We start from the raw sequence: 20075 nt of genomic DNA, 5'->3' as shown, positions 1-20075 counted from the left end.
TCAGGCACTTTTCGCAAGGGGTTGCTTGGCCCTGGCCAATGCCAGGTTCAGGCGCTTGAGCAAGTCCTGGGGCGGTTCTTCAAGGGCCATGACCACGGCGGTGGTCGCCGCCAGTTGCAGGCGTTCGCCCTGTTGCCGGGTCTTGTGGGCCAGGCCGCGCACCGCTTGCTGCAACTCCAGCGCCAGCTCCTTGGCCTGGCGTTCGCCGGTGTTGGGCAGCAGCACCACAAAACGGTCGCCGGCCAGGCGGCACAGCAGGTCCTGGCGGCGCAGGTTGAGCAGCAGCAAATGGCTGAGGGCCTGCAACACCGCGTCGCCCTCGGCATGCCCGTAGGCCTGGTTGATCGCGGCGAAGTTGTCCAGGTCCAGGGCCAGCAGCGACAGCGGTTGTTGCTGCTCGCGGCTGTCCTGCAGGCTGTCGGCCAACTGGCGCTTGAGGTAGTCGGCGCCGGCCAGCGGTGTGAGTTTGTCGAACAGTCGATGTTCACGGAACAAGCGCTCGCGCTTTTCCATCTGCGCGCTGATCGCCAGTTGTTCGCGGTGCCAGTGGTAGATGCCGATGGTCAGCAGGATCATGCCCACCGGCATCGGCCCGGACTCGAGCCAATGGTCCCAAGTGATGCTGTCGGGCAGGCGGATAAATTCGTCGAGGCTGTCGATCCACCAGGAGAAAAAGATGCACGACAGGCCCAGCGCCAGGTAATTGGTGACGCGCCCGGCGGGGCGGCTTTTGAGCACCAGGCCCAGCCATACCAGAGCGAGCAGGGCGGAACCGCCTTCGCCGAAGATATCCAGCCACACCCATTCGCTGACGCTTTTCAACTCGCCACAGGCCAGGTGCAGGATCAGCCCGAGGTTGGCCGCGATCAGCAGCAACGAGAGTTTCCAGCGGTGGGGCTTGAGCACGGAAAACATGGCCGCAGGTCCTTGGGCAAATGAGTGGTGGGCGCCAGCACAGCAGATGGATGTGACCGTTGGATGACGGTGGAGGAGGGTCGAATCAGCTCAGCTCAAACACACGGGCGATCAAAAAATGTGGGAGGAGCTTGCTGTGGTGAGCGGGCTTGATGTGGTGAGCAGGCTTGCTGTGGTGAGCGGGCTTGCCCCGCGCTGGTCTGCGAAGCAGGCCCCCCGTATCCTCAGTGAACCCGTCGGAGGACAAGCCCCCTCACCACAGCAAGCCCCCACCCACATTCGATCTACTGAGGTCATTTCAGCTCATTTCAAACCGGAAATCGGCTAAACCCCCCGGTTTATGGGCCTGCCACAGACCTGCTGTCACAGAACCGTCATCCCCCACCCCTAGCGTGCCCTCCCAGTTGCCGGGCCCCTTGCCTGGCGCCAACGGATTCTTGGGGAGGATTGCATGTACAAGCGCAACGGGCTCGTCAGCTTTACGCTTACCGCCTTGGCCCTGGCGATGGCCAGTGAACGGTTGAGCGCCGCCGAAGCGAGCGCCACCGAGCACGTCGAGGTGGTCGGCCAGGCTGCCGCCATCGACCAGGCGCTCAAGGAGCAACGCAGCGCCGACAGCATCAAGAGCGTGGTGCATGCCGACGGCGTGGCCCAGTTGCCGGATCAGAACGTCGCCGAAGCGGCGCAGCGCCTGCCGGGCATCAGTGTGGAGCGCGACCAGGGCGAAGGGCGCTTTGTCAGCGTGCGCGGCCTGGGCCCGGACCTCAACAGCGTCACCATCAACGGCACCCTGGTGCCCGCCCCGGAAAGCGCGCGCCGCGCCGTGGCCCTCGATGTACTGCCTTCGGAACTGGTGCAATCGCTGTCGGTGATCAAGACCCTCACCCCGGACATGGACGCCAATTCACTCGGCGGCACCGTCGATGTGCAAAGCCTCTCGGCCTTCGACCATAAAGGTTTGTTCTACACCGGCAGCAGCGAAGCCAGCTACGACAAGAACACCCATCAGACCAGCCCGAAATTCTCCGGCGCCGCCAGTAACCGTTTCAGCCTCGGCGACGGCATTGACAACTTCGGCGTCGCCGCCGCCCTCAGTTGGCAAAAGCGCGACTTCGGCTCGGACAACGTCGAAACCGGCGGCGCCTGGGACTTCACCGACGGCGCCCGGCTCAACGAGTTCGAACAGCGCGACTACGACATCAGCCGCGAGCGTGCCGGCGGTGGCCTGAACTTCGACTACAAGCCCGACGACCTCAGCAGCTACTACCTGCGCACCCTCTACAGCCGCTACACCGACACCGAAACCCGCAACTCCACCAGCATCGAGTTTGCCGACCCCCAGGCCCCGGGCCAACTGGGTGATGCCGAGGGCAAGCGCAAGCTGAAAAACCGTGAGGAAACCCAGGAAATCCAATCCTATGTATTCGGCGGCGAACGCATGCTCGGCCTGTGGACCTTAAGCGGCCAGGCCGGCTACAGCCAGTCCAGCGAAGACAGCCCGGCGCATATCGCCGGCGCCACCTTCGACGGCGGCGACTTTGCAGGCAGCGGTTTCTACGACAAGGACAAACCCCGCCCGATCATCGGCAGCGGCTTCTACGACGCCAGCAACTTCAGCCTCGACAAGGTCGACTGGGAAAAACAGAACACCACGGACACCGAGAAAAACCTGCGCCTGGACCTGGCCCGCGACTATGACCTGAGCGGCTATGCGTCCCAGGTCAAGTTCGGCGGCAAGGTCAGCCGCCGCAACAAGGACAACGACCTGGAGGCCTGGGTCTACGAAGACTTCGACACCCTCGGCTTCAGTGCCGACCAACTCAACCTCAGCCGCTTCCAGAAGGGCAGCGTCGACTATCGCCTGGGCAACTACGGCCCCGGCATCAGCCCCGGTGCCATCAAGCAGCTGATCGGCAGCCTCAACCCGGCGGACTTCTATGACGAGACCGAATCGCGGGTCAACGACTTCACCATCCGCGAGGACATCAACGCCGGCTACCTGATGAACACCCTCGACGTTGACGACTGGCGCTTTATCGCCGGGCTGCGCTACGAAGGCACCGAGTTCGAAGCCAAGGGCACCGGTGCCACCGATGGCGTGTTCACGCCCACCGAGACCAAGCGCCGCTATCACCATTGGCTGCCGGGCCTGCATGCGCGCTACCAGATCGACAAGAACACCCAGGTGCGCGCGGCCTGGACCAAGTCGGTGGTGCGCCCGACGTTCGGCCAGCTGGCGCCGGGTTTTGTGATCGACGATGACGAAGCCACCTTCGGCAACCCGGACCTCAAGCCCCTGGAATCGAGCAACCTTGACCTGGGTATCGAGCACTTCATGGGCCGCGCCGGCACCGTGTCGGCGTTCGTGTTCTACAAGGACATCAAGAATTTCGTCTACAACACCGACCTCGCCGGCACCGGCGCCTGGACCAACTTCGCCGAGGCCCACACCTACGCCAACGGCGACAGCGCCAAGCTCTACGGCCTGGAACTGGCCTACTCACAGAAGTTCGACTGGCTGCCCGCACCGTGGAACGGTTTGCTGATCGGCGCCAACAGCACCTTCAGCCGCTCCAGCGCCGATATGGAAGGCTTCGACGCCGCCAGCGGCACGAATCGCAAGCGCAACATCAGCCTGCCCAACCAGTCGGACACCGTCGGCAATCTGATGCTCGGCTGGGAGGACGACAAGCTCAGCCTGCGCCTGTCGGCCAACTACAAGTCGGCCTACCTGTATGAACTGGCCTCGATCAACGACAAGGCCCACGACCTGCACGTCGACGCCCAGACCTTCGTCGACTTCAGCGCGCGCTACTCGCTGACCAAGAACCTGCAAGTCAGCTTCGAAGCCCAGAACCTCACCGATGAGTCGTACTTCGTCTACACCGGCCACCGCAGCTACAACGGCCAATACGAAGAGTACGGCCCGACCTACAAGGTGGGACTGACCTTCACTCATTTCTAACTCACACCTCGATTCCAATGTGGGAGGGGGCTTGCTCCCGATGAGGGGGGCCAGTTGTGCATCCTTCACTGATTGACCGCTATCGGGAGCAAGCCCCCTCCCACATTGGAACTCCATTGTTTTCGAAGGATTTGTTTGTACATGAGAATTTCCAAGCTGTACTTGCTGATATCGGTGTTGACCTGCACTCATGCACTGGCTGCCGATCTGACCCTGACGCCTTGGGCGCCATCCTTGAAGGCCGAAGCCGTGGCCTTCCTGCCCAACACCACCGAGCGCCTGGCCACCAGCACCCGCGACGGCCTGCAACTGCTCGACAGCCAGGGCGCCGAGCTGGCGCGATTCAAGGGTAACTTCAGCAGCCTCGACACCCGCGCCGCAGGTGCCCAGGTGCTGGTCGCCAGCCTCGACAACGAGCGCCAACAGGCGCTGCTGATCAGCCTGGACAGCGCCAGCAAAAGCTGGGGCAAACCGCTGTACCTGCCGACCCGCGACTACCCGGTAAATGGCTTGTGCCTGTACCGCGACGCCGCGGCCAATCTGTTTGTGTTCCTGGTGGGCGAAGAGGGCAAGGGCGAGCAATGGCTGGTGGGCAACGGCGCGACGCTGCTCACCGCCCCCCAGCGTGTACGGGGTCTGCCGCTGCCGCCGTCGGCGCAGTTCTGTCAGGTGGACGATGCCACCCAGCAGTTGCTGGTGAATGAAGAGAATGTCGGCTGGTGGGCCTACCCGGCGCACCCGGAAGCCGAGGTGAAACGCACGCCGGTGGCGCTGTTCGACACTCCCAGGCGCGAAGCCGGGGCCATGGCGCTGGTACCCGGTGGTGTGGTTGCCCTGGACCCGAAGACCGCCCGGTTACACCTGTTCCAGCACACCGGCGAGCGCTGGGTGGAGCAACCGAGCCTGGGCCTGCCGGGCCTGAAAGAGCCGGAGCAATTGGCGCTCAATGGCCGCCAGCTGCTGGTGCGCGATGATGACAGCGGCACGCTCTACCAGGCCAGGCTCGACTGGCAGGCCAAGCCCGTCGCGGCGGCGCCGGTGCTGCCGGAAGTCGCGGCCTTGCGCCAGAGCGACCCGGTCGGCCGCCAGGGCGATGCGGCGGATGACCCGGCGATCTGGATTCACCCGCAAACCCCGGCCAACAGCCGTGTGCTCGGCACCAACAAGAAACAGGGCCTGCTCGCCTACGACCTCGACGGCAAGCTGTTGCAGGAACTGGCGGTGGGCCGCCTGAATAACGTCGACGTACGCCCCAACTTCAAGCTTGGCGCGCAAACGGTGGACCTGGCGGTGGCGAGCAATCGCGATCACAACAGCCTGAGCCTGTTCAGCATCGACCGCCAGAGCGGCGAGCTGCGAGAGGCCGGTGAAGTGCCCACGCCGCTCAAGGAAATCTATGGCATTTGCCTGTTCCAGCCCGCCAGCGGCGAGATCTACGCGATTGCCAACGGCAAGGACGGCACCTTCCTGCAATACCGCCTCAGTGCGCCGGACGGCCGTGTGCATGGCGAGCTGGTGCGTCAGTTCAAGGTCGACAGCCAACCCGAAGGCTGTGTGGCCGACGACCAGCGCCAGCGCCTGTTTATCGGTGAAGAAGACGTCGGCGTGTGGGCGGTGGATGCGCGCGCCGATCAACCGGCGACGTTGACCAGCGTGATCAAGGTCGGCCCGCAATTGCATGCGGATGTCGAGGGCCTGGCGCTGTACCAAAGCGATAAACATGACTACCTGGTGATCTCCAGCCAAGGCAATGACAGCTACCTGGTGGTGGATGCCGAACCGCCGTTTGCCGTGCACGGCGGCTTTCGCGTCGGCTTGAACGCCGCCGCCGGTATCGACGGTGCGTCGGAAACCGATGGCCTGGAAGTCACCGCCATCAACCTCGGCGGGCCATGGAGCCAAGGCATGCTGGTGGTGCAGGACGGGCGCAAGCGCATGCCCGAGCAAACCCAGAACTTCAAGTTCGTGCCCTGGGCCGAGGTCACCCGTGCATTGAAATTGCCGTGAACCGTCATCAACCGGTCATCACTTTTTAATCGAATGGGAGATTCACCATGCACGCGACGATGGAACATATGACGATCTGGGGTTTGATCAGCGACGCCAGCCTGTTGGTCAAGGCTGTCATGCTCACCTTGCTGTTGGCGTCCTTGCTCAGCTGGTACCTGATTATCCAGCGCGGCAGTGTGCTGCGCCGCCTGGAGCGGCAGTTGAATACGTTTGTGCAGCGCTTTCGCGCCGCGCCGGATCTGCAGGCACTGTGCCGTGAGGTCCAGCTGGCGGGCGAGGGCGGCATTGCGCCGATCTTTATCGCCGGGGTCCAGGAATACCAGCACTTGCATAGCCATGACCCGGCGGTGCTCGAAGGCGTGGAGCGGGCCTTGCAGGTGGCGATCACCGAGCAGGAAATCGAGCTGGAAAAGGGCCTGCAATTTCTCGCGACCGTGGGTTCGGTCAGCCCGTACATTGGCCTGTTCGGCACGGTGTGGGGCATCATGAATTCGTTTATCGGCTTGTCCCAGGTGCAACAGGCGACGTTGTCCACCGTAGCGCCGGGCATTGCCGAAGCCTTGATCGCCACGGCCATCGGCCTGTTCGCGGCGATCCCGGCGGTGATCGCCTACAACCGCTTCGCGGCGCGCGGCCAGACCCTGCTCACCCGTTACTACGCGTTTGGCAATGAGCTGCAGGTACGCCTGCACCGCACCCTGCGCGGTACGTCGATCAACCTGGCCGTCGCCGCCTGAAAGGAGCAACTCCCATGTTAGTCAGGCCGCAACGCAAGCACGGGCCCAAGGCCGAGATGAACGTGGTGCCGTATATCGACGTGATGCTGGTGCTGCTGGTGATCTTCATGGTCACCGCGCCGATGCTGACCCAGGGCGTGAAGATCGACCTGCCCAAGGTCGCCGCCGAGGCGTTGGCCACCGACACCCGCCAGCAGATCCTCACGCTGTCGGTAAAGGCCGACGGTGGCTACTACTGGAACCTCGGCGGCGAACTCGATACCCAGCACCAGACCGACAGCGCCGTGAGCCTGGATGAAATGGGCGCCAAGGTCATGCAGGTGGTGGCGGCGCGCAGCGACACTCAGGTCTATATCCGTGCCGACGACAACGCCGGTTACGGCCGTGTGGTCGCGGCCATGGCGGTGTTGCAGAAGGGTGGTGTCAGCAACCTGGGGCTGGTGACCGAGGCCCCGCAATGACGGCGATGATCATGCACAGTCCCACCCTGACGATGGCGCCCCGGGATGCTTCGGGGTTTTGGAGAAACAGCCTCGCCGCCAGCCTGGCGGTGGCGCTGCACGTCGGCGTGCTGGCCGCGTTGATGCTGGGCTGGTCGACGCAAAAGCCCGTGGTGGATGCCCCTCGGGTGATGCACACGCAGTTGGTCATGCTGCCACCGGCGCCAGCGCCCGAGCCTGAACCGGTGGTGGCTGCCCCCGTACCGCCGGAACCGGTGGTGATACCGGTGCCGGTAAAGCCCGTGGTCGATCCACAGGTCCAGGCGCAAAAACTCGAGAAAGCCGCCTTGGCGCGTAAACGCGTCGAAGACAAGAAACTCGAGCAGCAGCAGGAACGCCTGGCCACCGAACAACGCAACCGCGAGCTGGAACAACAACGCCTCGATCAGCAACGCCTGGCCGCTGAAAAAGCCCGGGCAGCCACCCCCGCGCCAGCCCCTGCACCGGCCTTCGACAGCCGCCAATACCAACCCCTGAGCAAGGAGGCACCGGACTATCCCGAGCGCGCCCTGGACAAGAACATCGAGGGCGACTGCACCTTGGAGTACAGCGTCAACACCCAAGGCCGCGTGGAAAATCCCAAGGTGCTGGACGGCTGCCACCCGTTGTTTATCCGGCCTTCACTGGCGGCGGCGAACACTTTCCGCTACCAGCCGAGGATCGTTGATGGCAAGGCCGTGGCCGTACCGGCGGTGCGCAATACCTTCCATTACCGCATCAAGTAACGCACTCAGAGGTCATAGCGCACCGACAGCAACAGCGTGCGCGGATCGTTGACCGAGTAATAACGGGCGCCGCTGGACGGCACATAGCCCACCGATTGCGGGTAAGCGCGGTCCAGCAGGTTTTTCACCGCCAGGGTGGTGGTCCAGTGGCCGTCGCCGCTGATGTAGCGAGTGTTGGCGTTCCAGAAGGTTTGCTGCGGCACTTCCTGGATGTCGTCGTTCAGCGCGTTGGCGTAGGACTTGGTCTGGAACTGCGCATCCGTGCCCGCCAGCCAGGTGCCCGGCAGGCCTGCGGGAATGGTGTAGTTCAGGCCGACACTGGCGTTCCAGCGCGGCGAGAACACCAGTTGTTTGCCATTGGCATCGACCCCGGCACCGCTGGCGTTCTGGAAGTCGTCGTACTGGCTCTCCAGGTAGCCGAGGTTGGCGCTCAGTTGCAGGTCGCGGCTCAGGGCGGTGAGGGTTTCCAGCTCGACGCCGTAGGTGTGGGCCTGGCCGACGTTGGTGCGCAGGCTCACCCCCAGCGCCGGGTCGTAGGCGTTGGTCTGCAGGTCTTTGTAGTCGTTGTAGAACAGCGCGACGTTGGCCCGCAGGCGCTGGTCGAAGAAGTCGCCCTTGAAGCCGGTTTCCCAGGTGGTCACGTCTTCCGGCGAAAACGCCTGCTCGGCGGCGGCGCGGGTCGGCGCACGGTTGTCGTATCCGCCGGCCTTGAAGCCCTTGGCGACGTAGGCGTACTGGTTGAGGTGCGGCGTCCAGGCATATTCGAAGCCGATTTTCGGGCTGGTGGACTGCCAGGATTTGCTCGACTCGGCCGCGAAGTTGGTGCCGGTAATCTGCCTGTCGGTATTGATCGCGTAATTGGTGAACTCGAAGTTCTTGTGTTCGCGGGTAAAGCGCAGGCCGGCGATCAGCGACAGCTGCGGGGTGATCTTGTAGGTGCCCTGGCCATACAGCGCGTAGCTTTCGGTGTTGGTGGTGCTGTACTGGCCCTGGCCGATCACCCGGTTGCGTGCGATGGAGTAGGTGAGGTTGTCGCGGTCGGCATCGAAGCGTTCGCGGTACAGGTACAGGCCGGTGCTGAAGCTGAAGTCGTCATAGTCGCCGTTGAGCTGGAATTCCTGGGTGGCGTAGTTTTGCTTGTAGAGGATCAGGTTGTTCTGGATCAGCGCGGCCTGGCCAGAGTTGTCGTAGTCCACCGGCTGGTTGAAGGACGACCATGCAGTGACCGATTTGACATTCAAGTGATCGTTGATCGCATAGATCGCGCGCAACACCGAACTGCCCTGGTCAAGGCGGTTTTTCGGGTCGAGGCTGCTGTAGCTCTTGAACTTGTCGAAACGGCCATTGGCGTCGAACGGCGAGTAGCTGGTGGTGTCGCCACGGTCAAAAGTGCCGGCCAGGGTCAACTGCACATCCCAGGGGGAATCCTCCGGTTTGTAGCGCAGCTTGCCGCGGTAGGACTGGATATCGACGTTGTTGACATCCTTGCCCCGGGTCGGGTTGGACACCGTGCCGTCGCGGCTCAGGCGGATCGCCGAAAAGCTGCCGAACAACGCGTTGTCCACCAGCGGGCCGCTGATCAGGAAACGGCCGTTCTGCGCATTGTAATTACCCGCACCGAGCTCGACGAAACCACGGGTTTCCTGGTTGGGGTCGCGGGTGATCACGCGGATCGCCCCCGCGCTGCTGTTGCGCCCGTACAGGGTGCCCTGGGGGCCGCGCAGCACTTCGACGCGCTCGACGTCATTGAAGTCGAGCATCGAGGAAATCGCCCGTGGGATGTACAAGTCGTCGGCGTACACCGCCACGGCGGCTTCCTGGATCGGGTCGGTTTCACCGATGCCGCGAATGCCATAGGTCTGGGCGCTGTAGGAGATCGACTGGCGGCTGAGAGTCAGGTTCGGCACCTGGCCCGACAGGTCGCGCACGCTGCGGATCTGCTTGTCGTCGAGGCTCTTCTCGTCGAAGGCGGAAATCGCCAGCGGGGTTTTCTGCAAGTCTTCACTGCGGTGCTCGGCCGTGACATTGACCACCGGTAGCGCGGCGTCATCGGCGTGGGTGTACGCGCCGAACAGGGCGAGGGAGACAGCAAGGGTGAGGCGATTGGGCGCGGCGATGTGGCTCATGGTAGGACCCTGAGAAAGTGGTGGTTCAGGCAAGGCCTCCACCTGGTCAGGGGTCGGTGCTGGACATAACAATATGGATAGGAAAGGCGTCCGTAAAAGTCCGTTTTGTTATATGTTAATTATTAAAAATATGCAGTTAATATTTGTTTATGATGCGTATATCTGATGATGTTTTTCGCCTGGTCGTATAACCAAATGTGGGAGGGGCGGTGCGACGATTCGACTTGCTCCCGATGGCGGCCTTCGGGCCGACCATGTCGTTGGATTTGACCGAGTACATATCCGTTGCTGCGGTAACGGCTGCTTAGGGTTCCGCTCTTACAGCGGGTCACTTTTGGAAGAGCGCCAAAAGTAACCAAAAACGCTTCGCCCCAACACTCGGCACCTCGCTTAGGCTCGGTGTGCCCTCACTCCGGCTTTGGAGCGTGGGCCGCCGCAATGGGCCATCCATGGCCCAGTGCGGCTAACCCGGCGTCCTGCCGGGTTACCCACGCTCCAAAGCCTGCGTTCGGCCAGCGTGTTTGACGGGGCGATTTGAGATCAAGAGCCAAAGCGCGGCGGCCTTAGAGCCGACCGGAGTTGGGTCTGGTGTACTGGGTTAAAAATGTGGGAGGGGGCTTGCCCCGATAGCGGTGAGTCAGTCAACCCATGTATCACTGACCCACCCTCATCGGGAGCAAGCCCCCTCCCACATTTGGATCTCCATCCAGCAGGTAGGCCTCAGCCTGCTTTTGTTCTGCTTTTGCTCTGCTTTTGCTCTGCTTTTGCTCTGGCTTTTGATCTTGATCCTAGGCGCCCCGTTAAACACGCTGGCCGAACGCAGGCTTGAATCCGTGGGTAACCCGGCAGGACGCCGGGTTAGCCGTCCTGGGCCAAGGATGGCCCATGACGGCGGCCCACGGATTCAAGCCTGCGTTCGGGCATGCCGAGCCTAGGCGAGGCACCGAGTGTTGGGGCAAGAGCCCTTTGGTTACTTTGGGCTGGGCCGGCATTCCGGCTCTTTTCCAAAGTGACCCGCTGTAAGAGCGGAACCATAGGCCGCCGTTACCTAAATAACGGATATGTACCCAATCAAAAAAGCTTGACCCCGATCAAGGGAAGCAAAACCCAGTCTCCGTAATATCACTGCATGTTGTGTTTTAAGTTGTTATTTAATCTATATGTAGTGCCTGGAGCCCGGAAAATGCAAAACACGCTCACCCCGCTGGTCAGCACCCGCCTACACAAACGCGACGGCAGCCTGGTCCCCTTCAACGCCGAAAAAATCCACCACGCCCTGACCGCCGCCGGTACCGCTACCGGCGAGTACCAGGAGGCCGACGTCGACCTGTTACTGGGCGCTGTCCTGGCCCGCCTGAGGGGCATCGAACGCCTGGACGTCGAACAAATCCAGGACAGCGTCGAACGCGTGCTGATGGACGCCGGCTACTTCCTCTCCATGCGCGCCTATATCGTCTACCGCGAACAACACGGCCGCCTGCGTCGCGACCGCAAGACCCTGGTGGAAGTCGCCACCTCGATGAACGAATACCTCGACCGCGAAGACTGGCGCGTGCAAGCCAATGCCAACCAGGGCTACTCCCTGGGGGGGCTGGTGTTGAACGTGTCGGGCAAGGTCACCGCCAATTACTGGCTCGACGAGGTCTACAGCCAGCAGATTGGCCGCGCGCACCGTGAGGCGGATTTGCATATCCATGACCTCGACATGCTAGCCGGGTATTGCGCCGGCTGGTCGCTGCGTTCGCTGCTGCACGAAGGCCTCAATGGCGTGCCGGGCCGTGTCGAAGCGGGGCCGCCCAAGCACTTGAGCAGCGCCCTGGGGCAGATGGTCAACTTCCTCGGCACCCTGCAAAACGAATGGGCCGGCGCCCAGGCGTTCAGCTCGTTCGATACCTACCTGGCGCCCTATGTGCGCAAGGACCAACTGAGTTACGCCGAGGTGCGCCAGGCGGTGCAGGAGTTCATCTACAACCTCAACGTGCCGTCGCGCTGGGGCACTCAGACGCCGTTTACCAACCTGACCTTCGACTGGGTGTGCCCGGAGGATCTGCGCGAGCAGGTGCCGGTGATCGGTGGTGAGGAAATGCCGTTTGCCTATGGCGATCTGCAAGCGGAAATGGAGCTGATCAACCGCGCCTACATCGAAGTGATGCAGGCCGGCGATGCCAAGGGCCGGGTCTTCACCTTCCCGATTCCCACCTACAACATCACCCACGATTTCCCCTGGGACAGCGAGAACGCCGACCGCCTGTTCGAGATGACCGCGCGCTACGGCCTGCCGTATTTCCAGAACTTCCTCAATTCCGATATGCAACCCAACCAGGTGCGCTCGATGTGCTGCCGCCTGCAATTGGACGTGCGCGAGCTGCTCAAGCGCGGCGGTGGGTTGTTCGGTTCGGCGGAGCAGACCGGCAGCCTGGGCGTGGTGACGATCAACTGCGCGCGCCTCGGCTACCTGTTCAAGGGCGACACCTCGGGCCTGTTGCAACGCCTGGACAGCCTGATGGACATGGCCATGGAAAGCCTGGAGGTCAAGCGCAAGGTGATCCAGCACCATATGGACGCCGGTTTGTACCCGTACACCAAGCGTTACCTCGGCACCTTGCGCAATCACTTCTCCACCATCGGCCTCAACGGCATGCACGAGATGCTGCGCAATTTCACCGGCGACGAGCAGGGCATGCACACCGAGGAAGGCCGCGCATTTGCCCTCAAGCTGCTCGACCATGTGCGCGCTACGTTGCTGCGCTTCCAGGAAGACACCGGCCACCTCTACAACCTCGAAGCCACCCCGGCGGAAGGCACCACCTACCGCTTCGCCAAGGAAGACCGCAAGCGCTACCCGGACATCCTGCAGGCCGGCAGCGACGTCGCGCCGTACTACACCAACTCCTCGCAACTGCCGGTGGGCTTTACCCAAGACCCCTTCGAAGCCCTGGAGCTGCAAGACGAACTGCAATGCAAGTACACCGGCGGCACCGTGTTGCACCTGTACATGGCCGAGCAGATTTCCTCGACCCAGGCCTGCAAGCAACTGGTGCGCAAGGCGTTGGGGCGTTTCCGTTTGCCGTACCTGACGATCACCCCGACGTTCTCGATCTGCCCGGTGCACGGTTACCTCGCCGGTGAGCATGAGTTCTGTCCCAAGTGCGATGAAGTGCTGGCACTGGCCGCTGCGCACTGAACCGATCTTCCAACCCGCAAGGAGATTCACATGCAAGCATCCCAGCCACAACGTCAGCGCTGCGAAGTCTGGACCCGGGTGATGGGCTATCACCGGCCCGTGTCGGCGTTCAATCCCGGCAAACAATCCGAGCACAAGGAACGGGTGCATTTCACTGAAACGGCCGCCGTGGCCGGGCGCCAATGAGTCGAGCGCTACGGGTCGGGGGCCTGGTGCCCCTGACCACCCTCGACTACCCCGGCATGCTCGCCTGTGTGCTGTTTTGCCAGGGCTGTGCCTGGCGCTGTCGTTACTGCCACAACCCGGACCTGATCCCGCCGCGCGGTAGCACGGAGGTGGATTGGCGCCGGGTGTTGCTGTTTTTGCAGCGGCGCAAGGACTTGCTCGACGCCGTGGTGTTCAGCGGTGGCGAGCCGACCTTGCAGGAAGGCTTGCCGGCGGCCATGGATGAAGTGCGGGCGATGGGGTTTCGCGTCGGCCTGCACAGCGCCGGGATCAAGCCGGCAGGGTTTGCCAATGCGTTGCGGCATGCCGATTGGGTCGGCTTTGACGTCAAGGCGCTGGCCGAGGATTGCCAGTTGATTACCCAGGTCAAGCACAGCGGCGCCGCCAACTGGCGCAGCCTCGACACCCTGTTGGCCAGCGGCGTCGAGTACGAGTGCCGCACCACGGTGCATTGGCATTTGATCGACCCCCCTCGGTTGCTGTTGCTGGCCCAGCGTTTGCAAGCCAACGGCGTGCAACGCTTTGCGGTGCAAATGGTGCGCACGGCCAGCATGCTCGATGCGCAATTGTCGAGTTCTCCGGCACAGGCTGCCTTGCCGGAGTTATGGAGCCGATTGCGCGAGTTGTTTCCTGCTTTTGTATTGCGAGGGTGATCGGCGCCCTCAAGCGGATTTTTATAGATGCTGCCCATGACGGGCAGGTTTTCATCAGGGACTATCACAATGAAGCAATTAACCACGGCACAACGCATTGTCGTCGGCTTCGCGATTGCGCCGCTGGCGCTGGTCGGCTTGGTGTTTTACGCCCTTCACGACCTGGCGACCCTCAAGCAGCAGTCCGAACAGATCGTGCAGCAGGACTGGCCACGGATCGCGCCGATCATGGTGATAGCCACCGGTGTGCGCGATAACGGGCGCAACACCCGCGACCTGCTGATCGACCAGGATAACCAACAGGCCCAGGCCTCCATCGGCACCACGCGCGAACGCATCACCCAGGCGTTCGCCACCCTTGAGCCGCTGCTCGACACCGCCGAAGGCAAGGCCGCCTATGCCACCTTGAAAACCCACCGTGAAACCTACGTGGCGGCTTTCACCCAAGTGCAGGCGCTGATCAGGCAGGGCGCCCGCGAGCAAGGCCTGGCCCAGCTCAAGCAACAGGTGATCCCGGCCGAGCTTGAGGTGTTCAAGAGCCTGGATGCGCTGATGGCCATGCAGGGGCGGCTGTTCGCCGAGCGCCAGCAGGCGGCGCAAACCCTGTATGACGAGGCTCGGGGCACCATGCTCGGGCTGTTCCTGCTGTGCCTGGCGCTGGTGGTGGTGGCGGCGGTGATCGTCACGCGCAGCGTCACCCGACCGTTGGGCGGCGAGCCGGATGAAGTGGCGCGGGTGTTGAGTCATATCGCCGAGGGCGACCTGACCCTCGAGGTGCCGTTGGGCAACAGTATCGACGGCAGTGTGATGCGCAACCTGCACCAGATGCAGCAGAATCTTAACCAGATGGTCCGCCATATCGCGACGTCGGTGGACGGCGTGGCCAGCTCGTCGGAAGAGTTGAGCGCGGTCAGCGGCCAGACCAGCAGCAGCCTGCAGTTGCAGGGCCAGGAAATCGAACAGGCCGCCACGGCGGTGAATGAAATGACCGCCGCCGTCGACGAAGTGGCACGCAATGCCGTGAGCACCAGCGAAGCTTCGCGCCTGTCGGAGCAGACCGCCCAGCGTGGACAGGCGCAGGTGCAGGAAACCGTGGCGTCGATCAATACCTTGGCCACCGGCGTGGTGGAAACCTCGGAGCGTATCCAGCAACTGGCCGGCCGCGTGCAAGACATCAGCAGCGTGCTCGAAGTGATCCGCAGCATTGCCGACCAGACCAACCTGCTGGCGTTGAACGCCGCCATCGAAGCGGCCCGCGCCGGGGATGCCGGACGCGGGTTTGCGGTAGTCGCCGATGAAGTGCGCGCGTTGGCCCATCGTACCCAGGTCTCGACCCAGGAGATCGAGCAGATGATCGGCAATATCCGCCAGGACACCGAACACGCCGTGGCCGCCATGCACAGCAGCAGCGAGCGGGTACAGGCGACCTTGAACGTGGCGCAACGCTCGGGAGAGGCGCTGGACGAGATCACCCGGTCGATCTCGCAGATCAACGAACGCAATATGATGATTGCCAGCGCCACCGAAGAACAGGCGCTGGTGGCGCGGGAAGTGGATCGCAACCTGGTGGGCATTCGCAACCTGTCCCAGCAGGTGTTGCAGGGCGCGATACATACCGAGACGGCAGGCCATGACCTGGCCGGAATGGCGGGGACGCTGCATCAGACGGTGGCGCGGTTCAAGGTGTAACTTCGGCTGGTGCGGTCAAAACTGTGGGAGGGGGCTTGTTTCCGTGGCGGCCTTCGGGTCGACCATGTCGTTGGATTTGATTGAGTACATATCCATTGCTGCGGTCACGGCCACTTAGGGTTCCGCTCTTACAGCGGGTCACTTTTGGAAGAGCGCCAAAAGTAACCAAAAACGCTTCGCCCCAACACTCGGCACCTCGCCTAGGCTCGGTGTGCCCGAACGAAGGCTTTGGAGCGTGGGCCGCCGCGATGGGCCATCCTTGGCCCAGCGCGGCTAACCCGGCGTCCTGCCGGGTTACCCACGCTCCAAAGCCTGCGTTCGGCCAGCGTGTTTGACGGGGCGATTTGAGATCAAAAGCCAAAGCGCGGCGGCCTTAGAGCCGACCGGAGTTGAGTCTGGTGTACTGGGTTAAAAATGTGGGAGGGGGCTTGCCCCCGATGAGCATAGGTATCTACACAACTCTTAAAGGCTGACACATAACTCTGTGGTGAGCGGGCTTGTCGAATCGTCGCACCGCCCCTCCCACATTTGGATCTCCATCCAGCAGGTAGACCTCAGGCTGCTTTTGCTCTGGCTTTTGATCTTGATCTCAGGCGCCCCGTTAACCACGCTGGCCGAACGCAGGCTTGAATCCGTGGGTAACCCGGCAGGACGCCGGGTTAGCCGTCCTGGGCCAGGGATGGCCCATGACGGCGGCCCACGGATTCAAGCCTGCGTTCGGGCATACCGAGCCTAGGCGAGGTACCGAGTGGTGGGGCGAGAGCCTTTTGGTTACTTTTGGGCTCTTTCCAAAAGTGACCCGCTGTAAGAGCGGAACCAATAGCAGCCGTTACCGCAGCAACGGATATGTACTCATTCCAACCGGTCAACTCCAACGACATGGTCGGCCCGAAGGCCGCCACGGGAGCAAGCGCCCGCGCCACAGATACCCATGCTCATCAGGGGCAAGCCCCCTCCCACATTTGGATCGGTGTGCATCAGCCAGCCCACCCCCAGAACTGCAACCACCAGCCATAGCCCACCAGCCCGTTACTCAGCAGTACGCACAACCACCCCAGGCAGCGCGGTCGGGTTCCAAGCCCCTGGAGCTGCCGCCAGCCCAACCACAAGCACCAGCCAATCGCCGCGCTCAACACCAGTGCACGAGCCGGTTGCACCCACGTCAATGCCAACCCTTCATAGCGCAACAACTTCACCGTCGTCGCCGACAGCCCCAGGAACAGCCCTGCACCCCCCAGGGGCGTGAGTGTCAGTGCCAAGGGCCGAAACAGTGCGCGGTCGCCGGCCACAGACGCGGCCAGGCGCAGCAGCAGCCAGCAGCCACCGCCGAGCAGCAGTGCGCTGCCAGCCAGGTACAGCACGATGCACAGGCCATCGAGCCAACTGAAGCTGTCGTTGAGTGGCGGGTAGTGGGTGAGCAGCCACCAGGGCGCGTTGTCTTGCAGCGGCCATAGCCAGTCGCGGCTTACCAGCCATTCGGCGAGTGTTTGTTTGAGCGCGATAAACCACGGGCTTACGGTCCATTGGAACGCGCCCATGGCCAGGCCGATCACGCCAAACAGCAGCAGGCGCGCATCCCACGGTGAGCCGGGTTGATGGGGCGCGTGGAGAATCTCCTGATTGCATGAGCGGGCGATCAGTTGCACCGCGCCGCGTTGCCCGCTGCAACGGCCACAGGCGTGGCAGTCGCTGGCGCCTTGCAGGCGGCGGATGTCCAGGAGTGGCGCGCAGTTGGGCAGCGGCAGGCGCGGGGCGTCGTTGGCTTTCCAGCGTTGTTCATCCACGGCGAAATGCACCGGCGCCAGGCGGGCGAGCAGGGCGAACACGCCGCTCACCGGGCACAGGTAACGGCACCACACGCGCTTGCCGCGCACGAACAGCAGGCCGACCGCCACCGCCGCCAACGTCGAGCCGCCGAGGATCAGCAATGCTGCCTGGGCGTAGTCGTACACGCTGATCAACTGGCCGTAGAGCGTGGTGAGGCAAAAGCCCAGGGTCGGCCAGCCGCCCCAACGCAGCCAGCGCGGTATGCCGAGGCCGCGCCCGTGCTGGCTGGCCCATTCGCTCAGCGAACCCTCCGGGCACAGCACGCCGCACCACAGGCGCCCGAACAGCACCATCGACAGCAACACGAACGGCCACCAGATCCCCCAGAAGATAAATTGCGCGAGCAGCGTCAGGTTGTTCACCATGCGCGCTTGGCTATCGGGCAACGGCAGCACGGCGGGCAGCACCAGCAACACGGCGTAGACCAGCACCACCAACCATTGCGCAGCACGGATCAAGCGCCCATGGCGGCGCATGCCATCGCCCAGTTGCTGCAACCAGCTCATGCCGCGTGCCGGGCGCGACGCAGGCCGTTGCCCACCCATAGCCAGTAGCCGAGCAGTACCAACACGGTGATAAGGCTGGGGGTCGCCCGGTAGCCGGCAAAGTCGGCCAGCAGCGCGCCGAGGCCATGGCTGTCGCTGAGCAGCGCGCTGCTGTCCCAGCGGCTGTCACCGATTGCGGCGTAGACCCACTCGGGCATGTCCATACCCAGCAGTTGCCCACTGATACGGTCCACGGCCGCGACCAGCAAGGCGCCGCCGAGCAGCAACAGCAGCGCCTCGCTGAGGGCGAAAAACAGTGACCAGGAGATAAAGCGCCGACTGCCGCGCAACAGCAGCACGGTGAGCCCCGCCAGTGCCAGGCCGAGCACACCGCCGACGGCGAACAGGCCTTGCGCCTCATCGTGCAGGCGCGCCCCGGCGCCATACAAAAACACCACGGTTTCACTGCCTTCGCGACTGACCGCCAGCAGCGCCAGTAACAACACCCCCCAGCCGCCCTGGCGCGCCAGGCGCTCGTCGGCCTCGCGTACCAGGCTGTGTTTGAGCGTGGCCGCGTTGCGGTGCATCCAGAACACCATCTGCACCATCAAGCCGCTGGCCAACAGGGTCAGCGCCGCTTGCAGCCACTCGCCCTGTGGGCCGGTCATGGTGTCACCGGCCCACAGCATCAAACCGGCCAGCCCGGCCGAACACAGCAACCCCAGCAGCACCCCGGCCCAGAGGAAGCGGGCCAGTTGCGCATGGCCGGCCTGGCGGCTGATCCAGGCCTGCAGGATACCGATCACCAGCAGGGCCTCGACGCTTTCACGCCAGACAATAAACATCGATTGATTCATCAACGGCTCCTATTCGGCGAGGATGCTGCCTTCGGGCAACTGTGGGTTGAACTCGTCGAAGAACGGGTACAACCCCGGCTTGAGCGGGTGGATCACCACAAAGGTGGTCACCCCCGCAGACAACACCTTCTCGACCCGCAACGGCGTGCTTTCGAATTCGGCCGGGCCTTGGCCGATGTTCTTGAGCACGATCTTGAAACGCTCTTCGGCCTTGACCACCAGTTGTGGCGGGTCGAAGTGGCCGTCCTGCAGGCTCAACTCATAGGTGGGCAACGGCGCCGCCACTGCCGCACCGCTTAGCAGCAGGCCGCCGAGCAACAGGGCGCGGCGCATCAATAGCCGCCTTTTTTGCCGATGCCGGCGTAGACGAATTCGTAGTGCACTTCGCAGCGTTCGAACCACGGGGCGACCCCGGTTTCCTTGTCGGTATGACGGCCCAGGGAGTGGTGGCCGGTGGGCGGCAATACGCTGAAGGTGAGGGTGTATTTGCCCGGGCCTTGCAGCTTGACGTTATCGCCATAGTGCGGCCCGTCGTTGGCGACCATGGCGTGGAAGTCGCCGCTGATGGGCGTGTCGCTGCCTTGTTTCTTCAGGGTGAAAGACAGGTTGAGGTAGGGCACGAAACTGCCTTCCTGAAACCCTTGGGCGTTGTCCGCCGTGGCGCGTACATCGGCCTCCAGGTGCACATCGGAATCGGCCGTGGCGCGCATCATGCCGGCGGGTGCCATCTCGATCGGCTGGAGGTACACCGCGCCGATTTCCAGGCCCGGGCAGTGTTGCGGTTCGCCGATTGGATACTCCTTGGCAACTGCCACGGAGGTGCTCAGCAGCAGGGCAAGGCACAGCAAAGAAGGGGTACGCATGGAGGCTTCCTGATGGGTGTGGAGAGAGAACCCGAGTCTAGGAAGATCAGCAGTAAATAATAATGATTCTTGTCAAGTTCCGAGGATATTTCATCTTGGCCAGGCTTGATGCCGGTCAAGGTTGTACAGGCTGTATGGGGGTAGGTTGCAGGGAGTGTTCGTCGCCAGGGAGTCGACTCATGGCCAAGCCTTTTCCGCTGCACCCCAAGCATCCCGAACGTATCTGTTGGGGCTGTGATCGCTACTGTGCTGCCACCGACCTGGCTTGCGGCAATGGCGCCGACCGCACCATGCACCCGGCCGAGATGATCGGG

14 protein-coding genes and 1 pseudogene are annotated in these 20075 nt (G+C 63.0%); 9 read left to right on the top strand and 6 right to left on the bottom strand.

Features of this window, described 5'->3' with window-relative positions; translation table 11 throughout:
- Nucleotides 1-915 carry a GGDEF domain-containing protein gene (locus tag F6S08_RS17375; protein ID WP_024074876.1) on the bottom strand — a complete coding sequence of 305 codons (915 nt, stop codon included), beginning with the start codon at nucleotides 913-915 and terminating at the stop codon, nucleotides 1-3.
- Between the two features lie 451 nt (nucleotides 916-1366).
- Here F6S08_RS17375 and F6S08_RS17370 point away from each other — a divergent pair, with 451 nt between their 5' ends.
- The 5 genes from F6S08_RS17370 (at nucleotide 1367) to F6S08_RS17350 (ending at nucleotide 7852) form a co-directional block, all read left to right on the top strand.
- Nucleotides 1367-3880 carry a TonB-dependent receptor gene (locus tag F6S08_RS17370; RefSeq protein WP_315872035.1) on the top strand — a complete coding sequence of 838 codons (2514 nt, stop codon included), beginning with the start codon at nucleotides 1367-1369 and terminating at the stop codon, nucleotides 3878-3880.
- 141 nt (nucleotides 3881-4021) lie between these two features.
- On the top strand, nucleotides 4022-5887 hold the full coding sequence (locus F6S08_RS17365) for a phytase (RefSeq protein WP_315872034.1): 1866 nt from the start codon (nucleotides 4022-4024) through the stop codon (nucleotides 5885-5887).
- Nucleotides 5888-5934: 47 nt separating this feature from the next.
- Complete coding sequence (gene tolQ / locus F6S08_RS17360; RefSeq protein ID WP_065948159.1) at nucleotides 5935-6627, top strand: protein TolQ; 693 nt, start codon at nucleotides 5935-5937, stop codon at nucleotides 6625-6627.
- A gap of 14 nt (nucleotides 6628-6641) precedes the next feature.
- Nucleotides 6642-7088 carry a protein TolR gene (gene tolR / locus F6S08_RS17355; protein WP_027607142.1) on the top strand — a complete coding sequence of 149 codons (447 nt, stop codon included), beginning with the start codon at nucleotides 6642-6644 and terminating at the stop codon, nucleotides 7086-7088.
- Nucleotides 7085-7852, top strand: coding sequence for a TonB family protein (locus F6S08_RS17350; RefSeq protein ID WP_315872033.1), 768 nt, complete (start codon nucleotides 7085-7087; stop codon nucleotides 7850-7852). Before tolR ends, F6S08_RS17350 begins: the two co-directional genes overlap by 4 nt.
- Nucleotides 7853-7857: 5 nt before the next feature.
- Here F6S08_RS17350 and F6S08_RS17345 read toward each other — a convergent pair whose 3' ends face one another.
- Nucleotides 7858-9978: a TonB-dependent receptor gene (locus F6S08_RS17345; RefSeq protein ID WP_074847038.1), complete on the bottom strand. Its 2121-nt coding sequence runs from the start codon at nucleotides 9976-9978 to the stop codon at nucleotides 7858-7860.
- A gap of 1129 nt (nucleotides 9979-11107) precedes the next feature.
- On the opposite strand from F6S08_RS17345, the pseudogene F6S08_RS17340 reads away from it, so the two are divergent.
- The 3 genes and pseudogenes from F6S08_RS17340 (at nucleotide 11108) to F6S08_RS17330 (ending at nucleotide 15729) form a co-directional block, all read left to right on the top strand.
- A pseudogene (locus F6S08_RS17340) lies at nucleotides 11108-13348 on the top strand (ribonucleoside triphosphate reductase).
- On the top strand, nucleotides 13345-14040 hold the full coding sequence (locus F6S08_RS17335; RefSeq protein WP_065927214.1) for an anaerobic ribonucleoside-triphosphate reductase activating protein: 696 nt from the start codon (nucleotides 13345-13347) through the stop codon (nucleotides 14038-14040). Before F6S08_RS17340 ends, F6S08_RS17335 begins: the two are co-directional and overlap by 4 nt.
- 69 nt (nucleotides 14041-14109) lie before the next feature.
- Nucleotides 14110-15729, top strand: coding sequence for a methyl-accepting chemotaxis protein (locus tag F6S08_RS17330; protein ID WP_315872032.1), 1620 nt, complete (start codon nucleotides 14110-14112; stop codon nucleotides 15727-15729).
- Between the two features lie 977 nt (nucleotides 15730-16706).
- On the opposite strand, the gene F6S08_RS17325 is transcribed toward F6S08_RS17330, so the two are convergent.
- The 4 genes from F6S08_RS17325 to F6S08_RS17310 are packed head-to-tail and all read right to left on the bottom strand — an operon-like array spanning nucleotide 16707 to nucleotide 19761.
- Nucleotides 16707-18062: a 4Fe-4S binding protein gene (locus F6S08_RS17325; protein WP_315872031.1), complete on the bottom strand. Its 1356-nt coding sequence runs from the start codon at nucleotides 18060-18062 to the stop codon at nucleotides 16707-16709.
- On the bottom strand, nucleotides 18059-18898 hold the full coding sequence (locus F6S08_RS17320; protein ID WP_315872030.1) for an FTR1 family protein: 840 nt from the start codon (nucleotides 18896-18898) through the stop codon (nucleotides 18059-18061). Before F6S08_RS17320 ends, F6S08_RS17325 begins: the two co-directional genes overlap by 4 nt.
- 9 nt (nucleotides 18899-18907) lie before the next feature.
- Nucleotides 18908-19231, bottom strand: coding sequence for a cupredoxin domain-containing protein (locus F6S08_RS17315; RefSeq protein WP_137212131.1), 324 nt, complete (start codon nucleotides 19229-19231; stop codon nucleotides 18908-18910).
- A complete protein-coding gene (locus F6S08_RS17310) occupies nucleotides 19231-19761 on the bottom strand; it encodes an iron transporter (protein WP_065927209.1) in 531 nt (176 codons plus the stop codon). Before F6S08_RS17310 ends, F6S08_RS17315 begins: the two co-directional genes overlap by 1 nt.
- Before the next feature lie 179 nt (nucleotides 19762-19940).
- On the opposite strand from F6S08_RS17310, the gene F6S08_RS17305 reads away from it, so the two are divergent.
- Nucleotides 19941-20075 (top strand): DUF3079 domain-containing protein (locus F6S08_RS17305; protein ID WP_315872042.1); only part of this gene is annotated, 135 nt, incomplete at its 3' end.

The organism is Pseudomonas sp. JV449 (assembly GCF_032424295.1).
Classification (GTDB): Bacteria; Pseudomonadota; Gammaproteobacteria; order Pseudomonadales; family Pseudomonadaceae; genus Aquipseudomonas; species Aquipseudomonas marginalis.
Note: the sequence above shows the minus strand (reverse complement) of the source record. Positions and strands in the feature narration are given on the sequence as shown.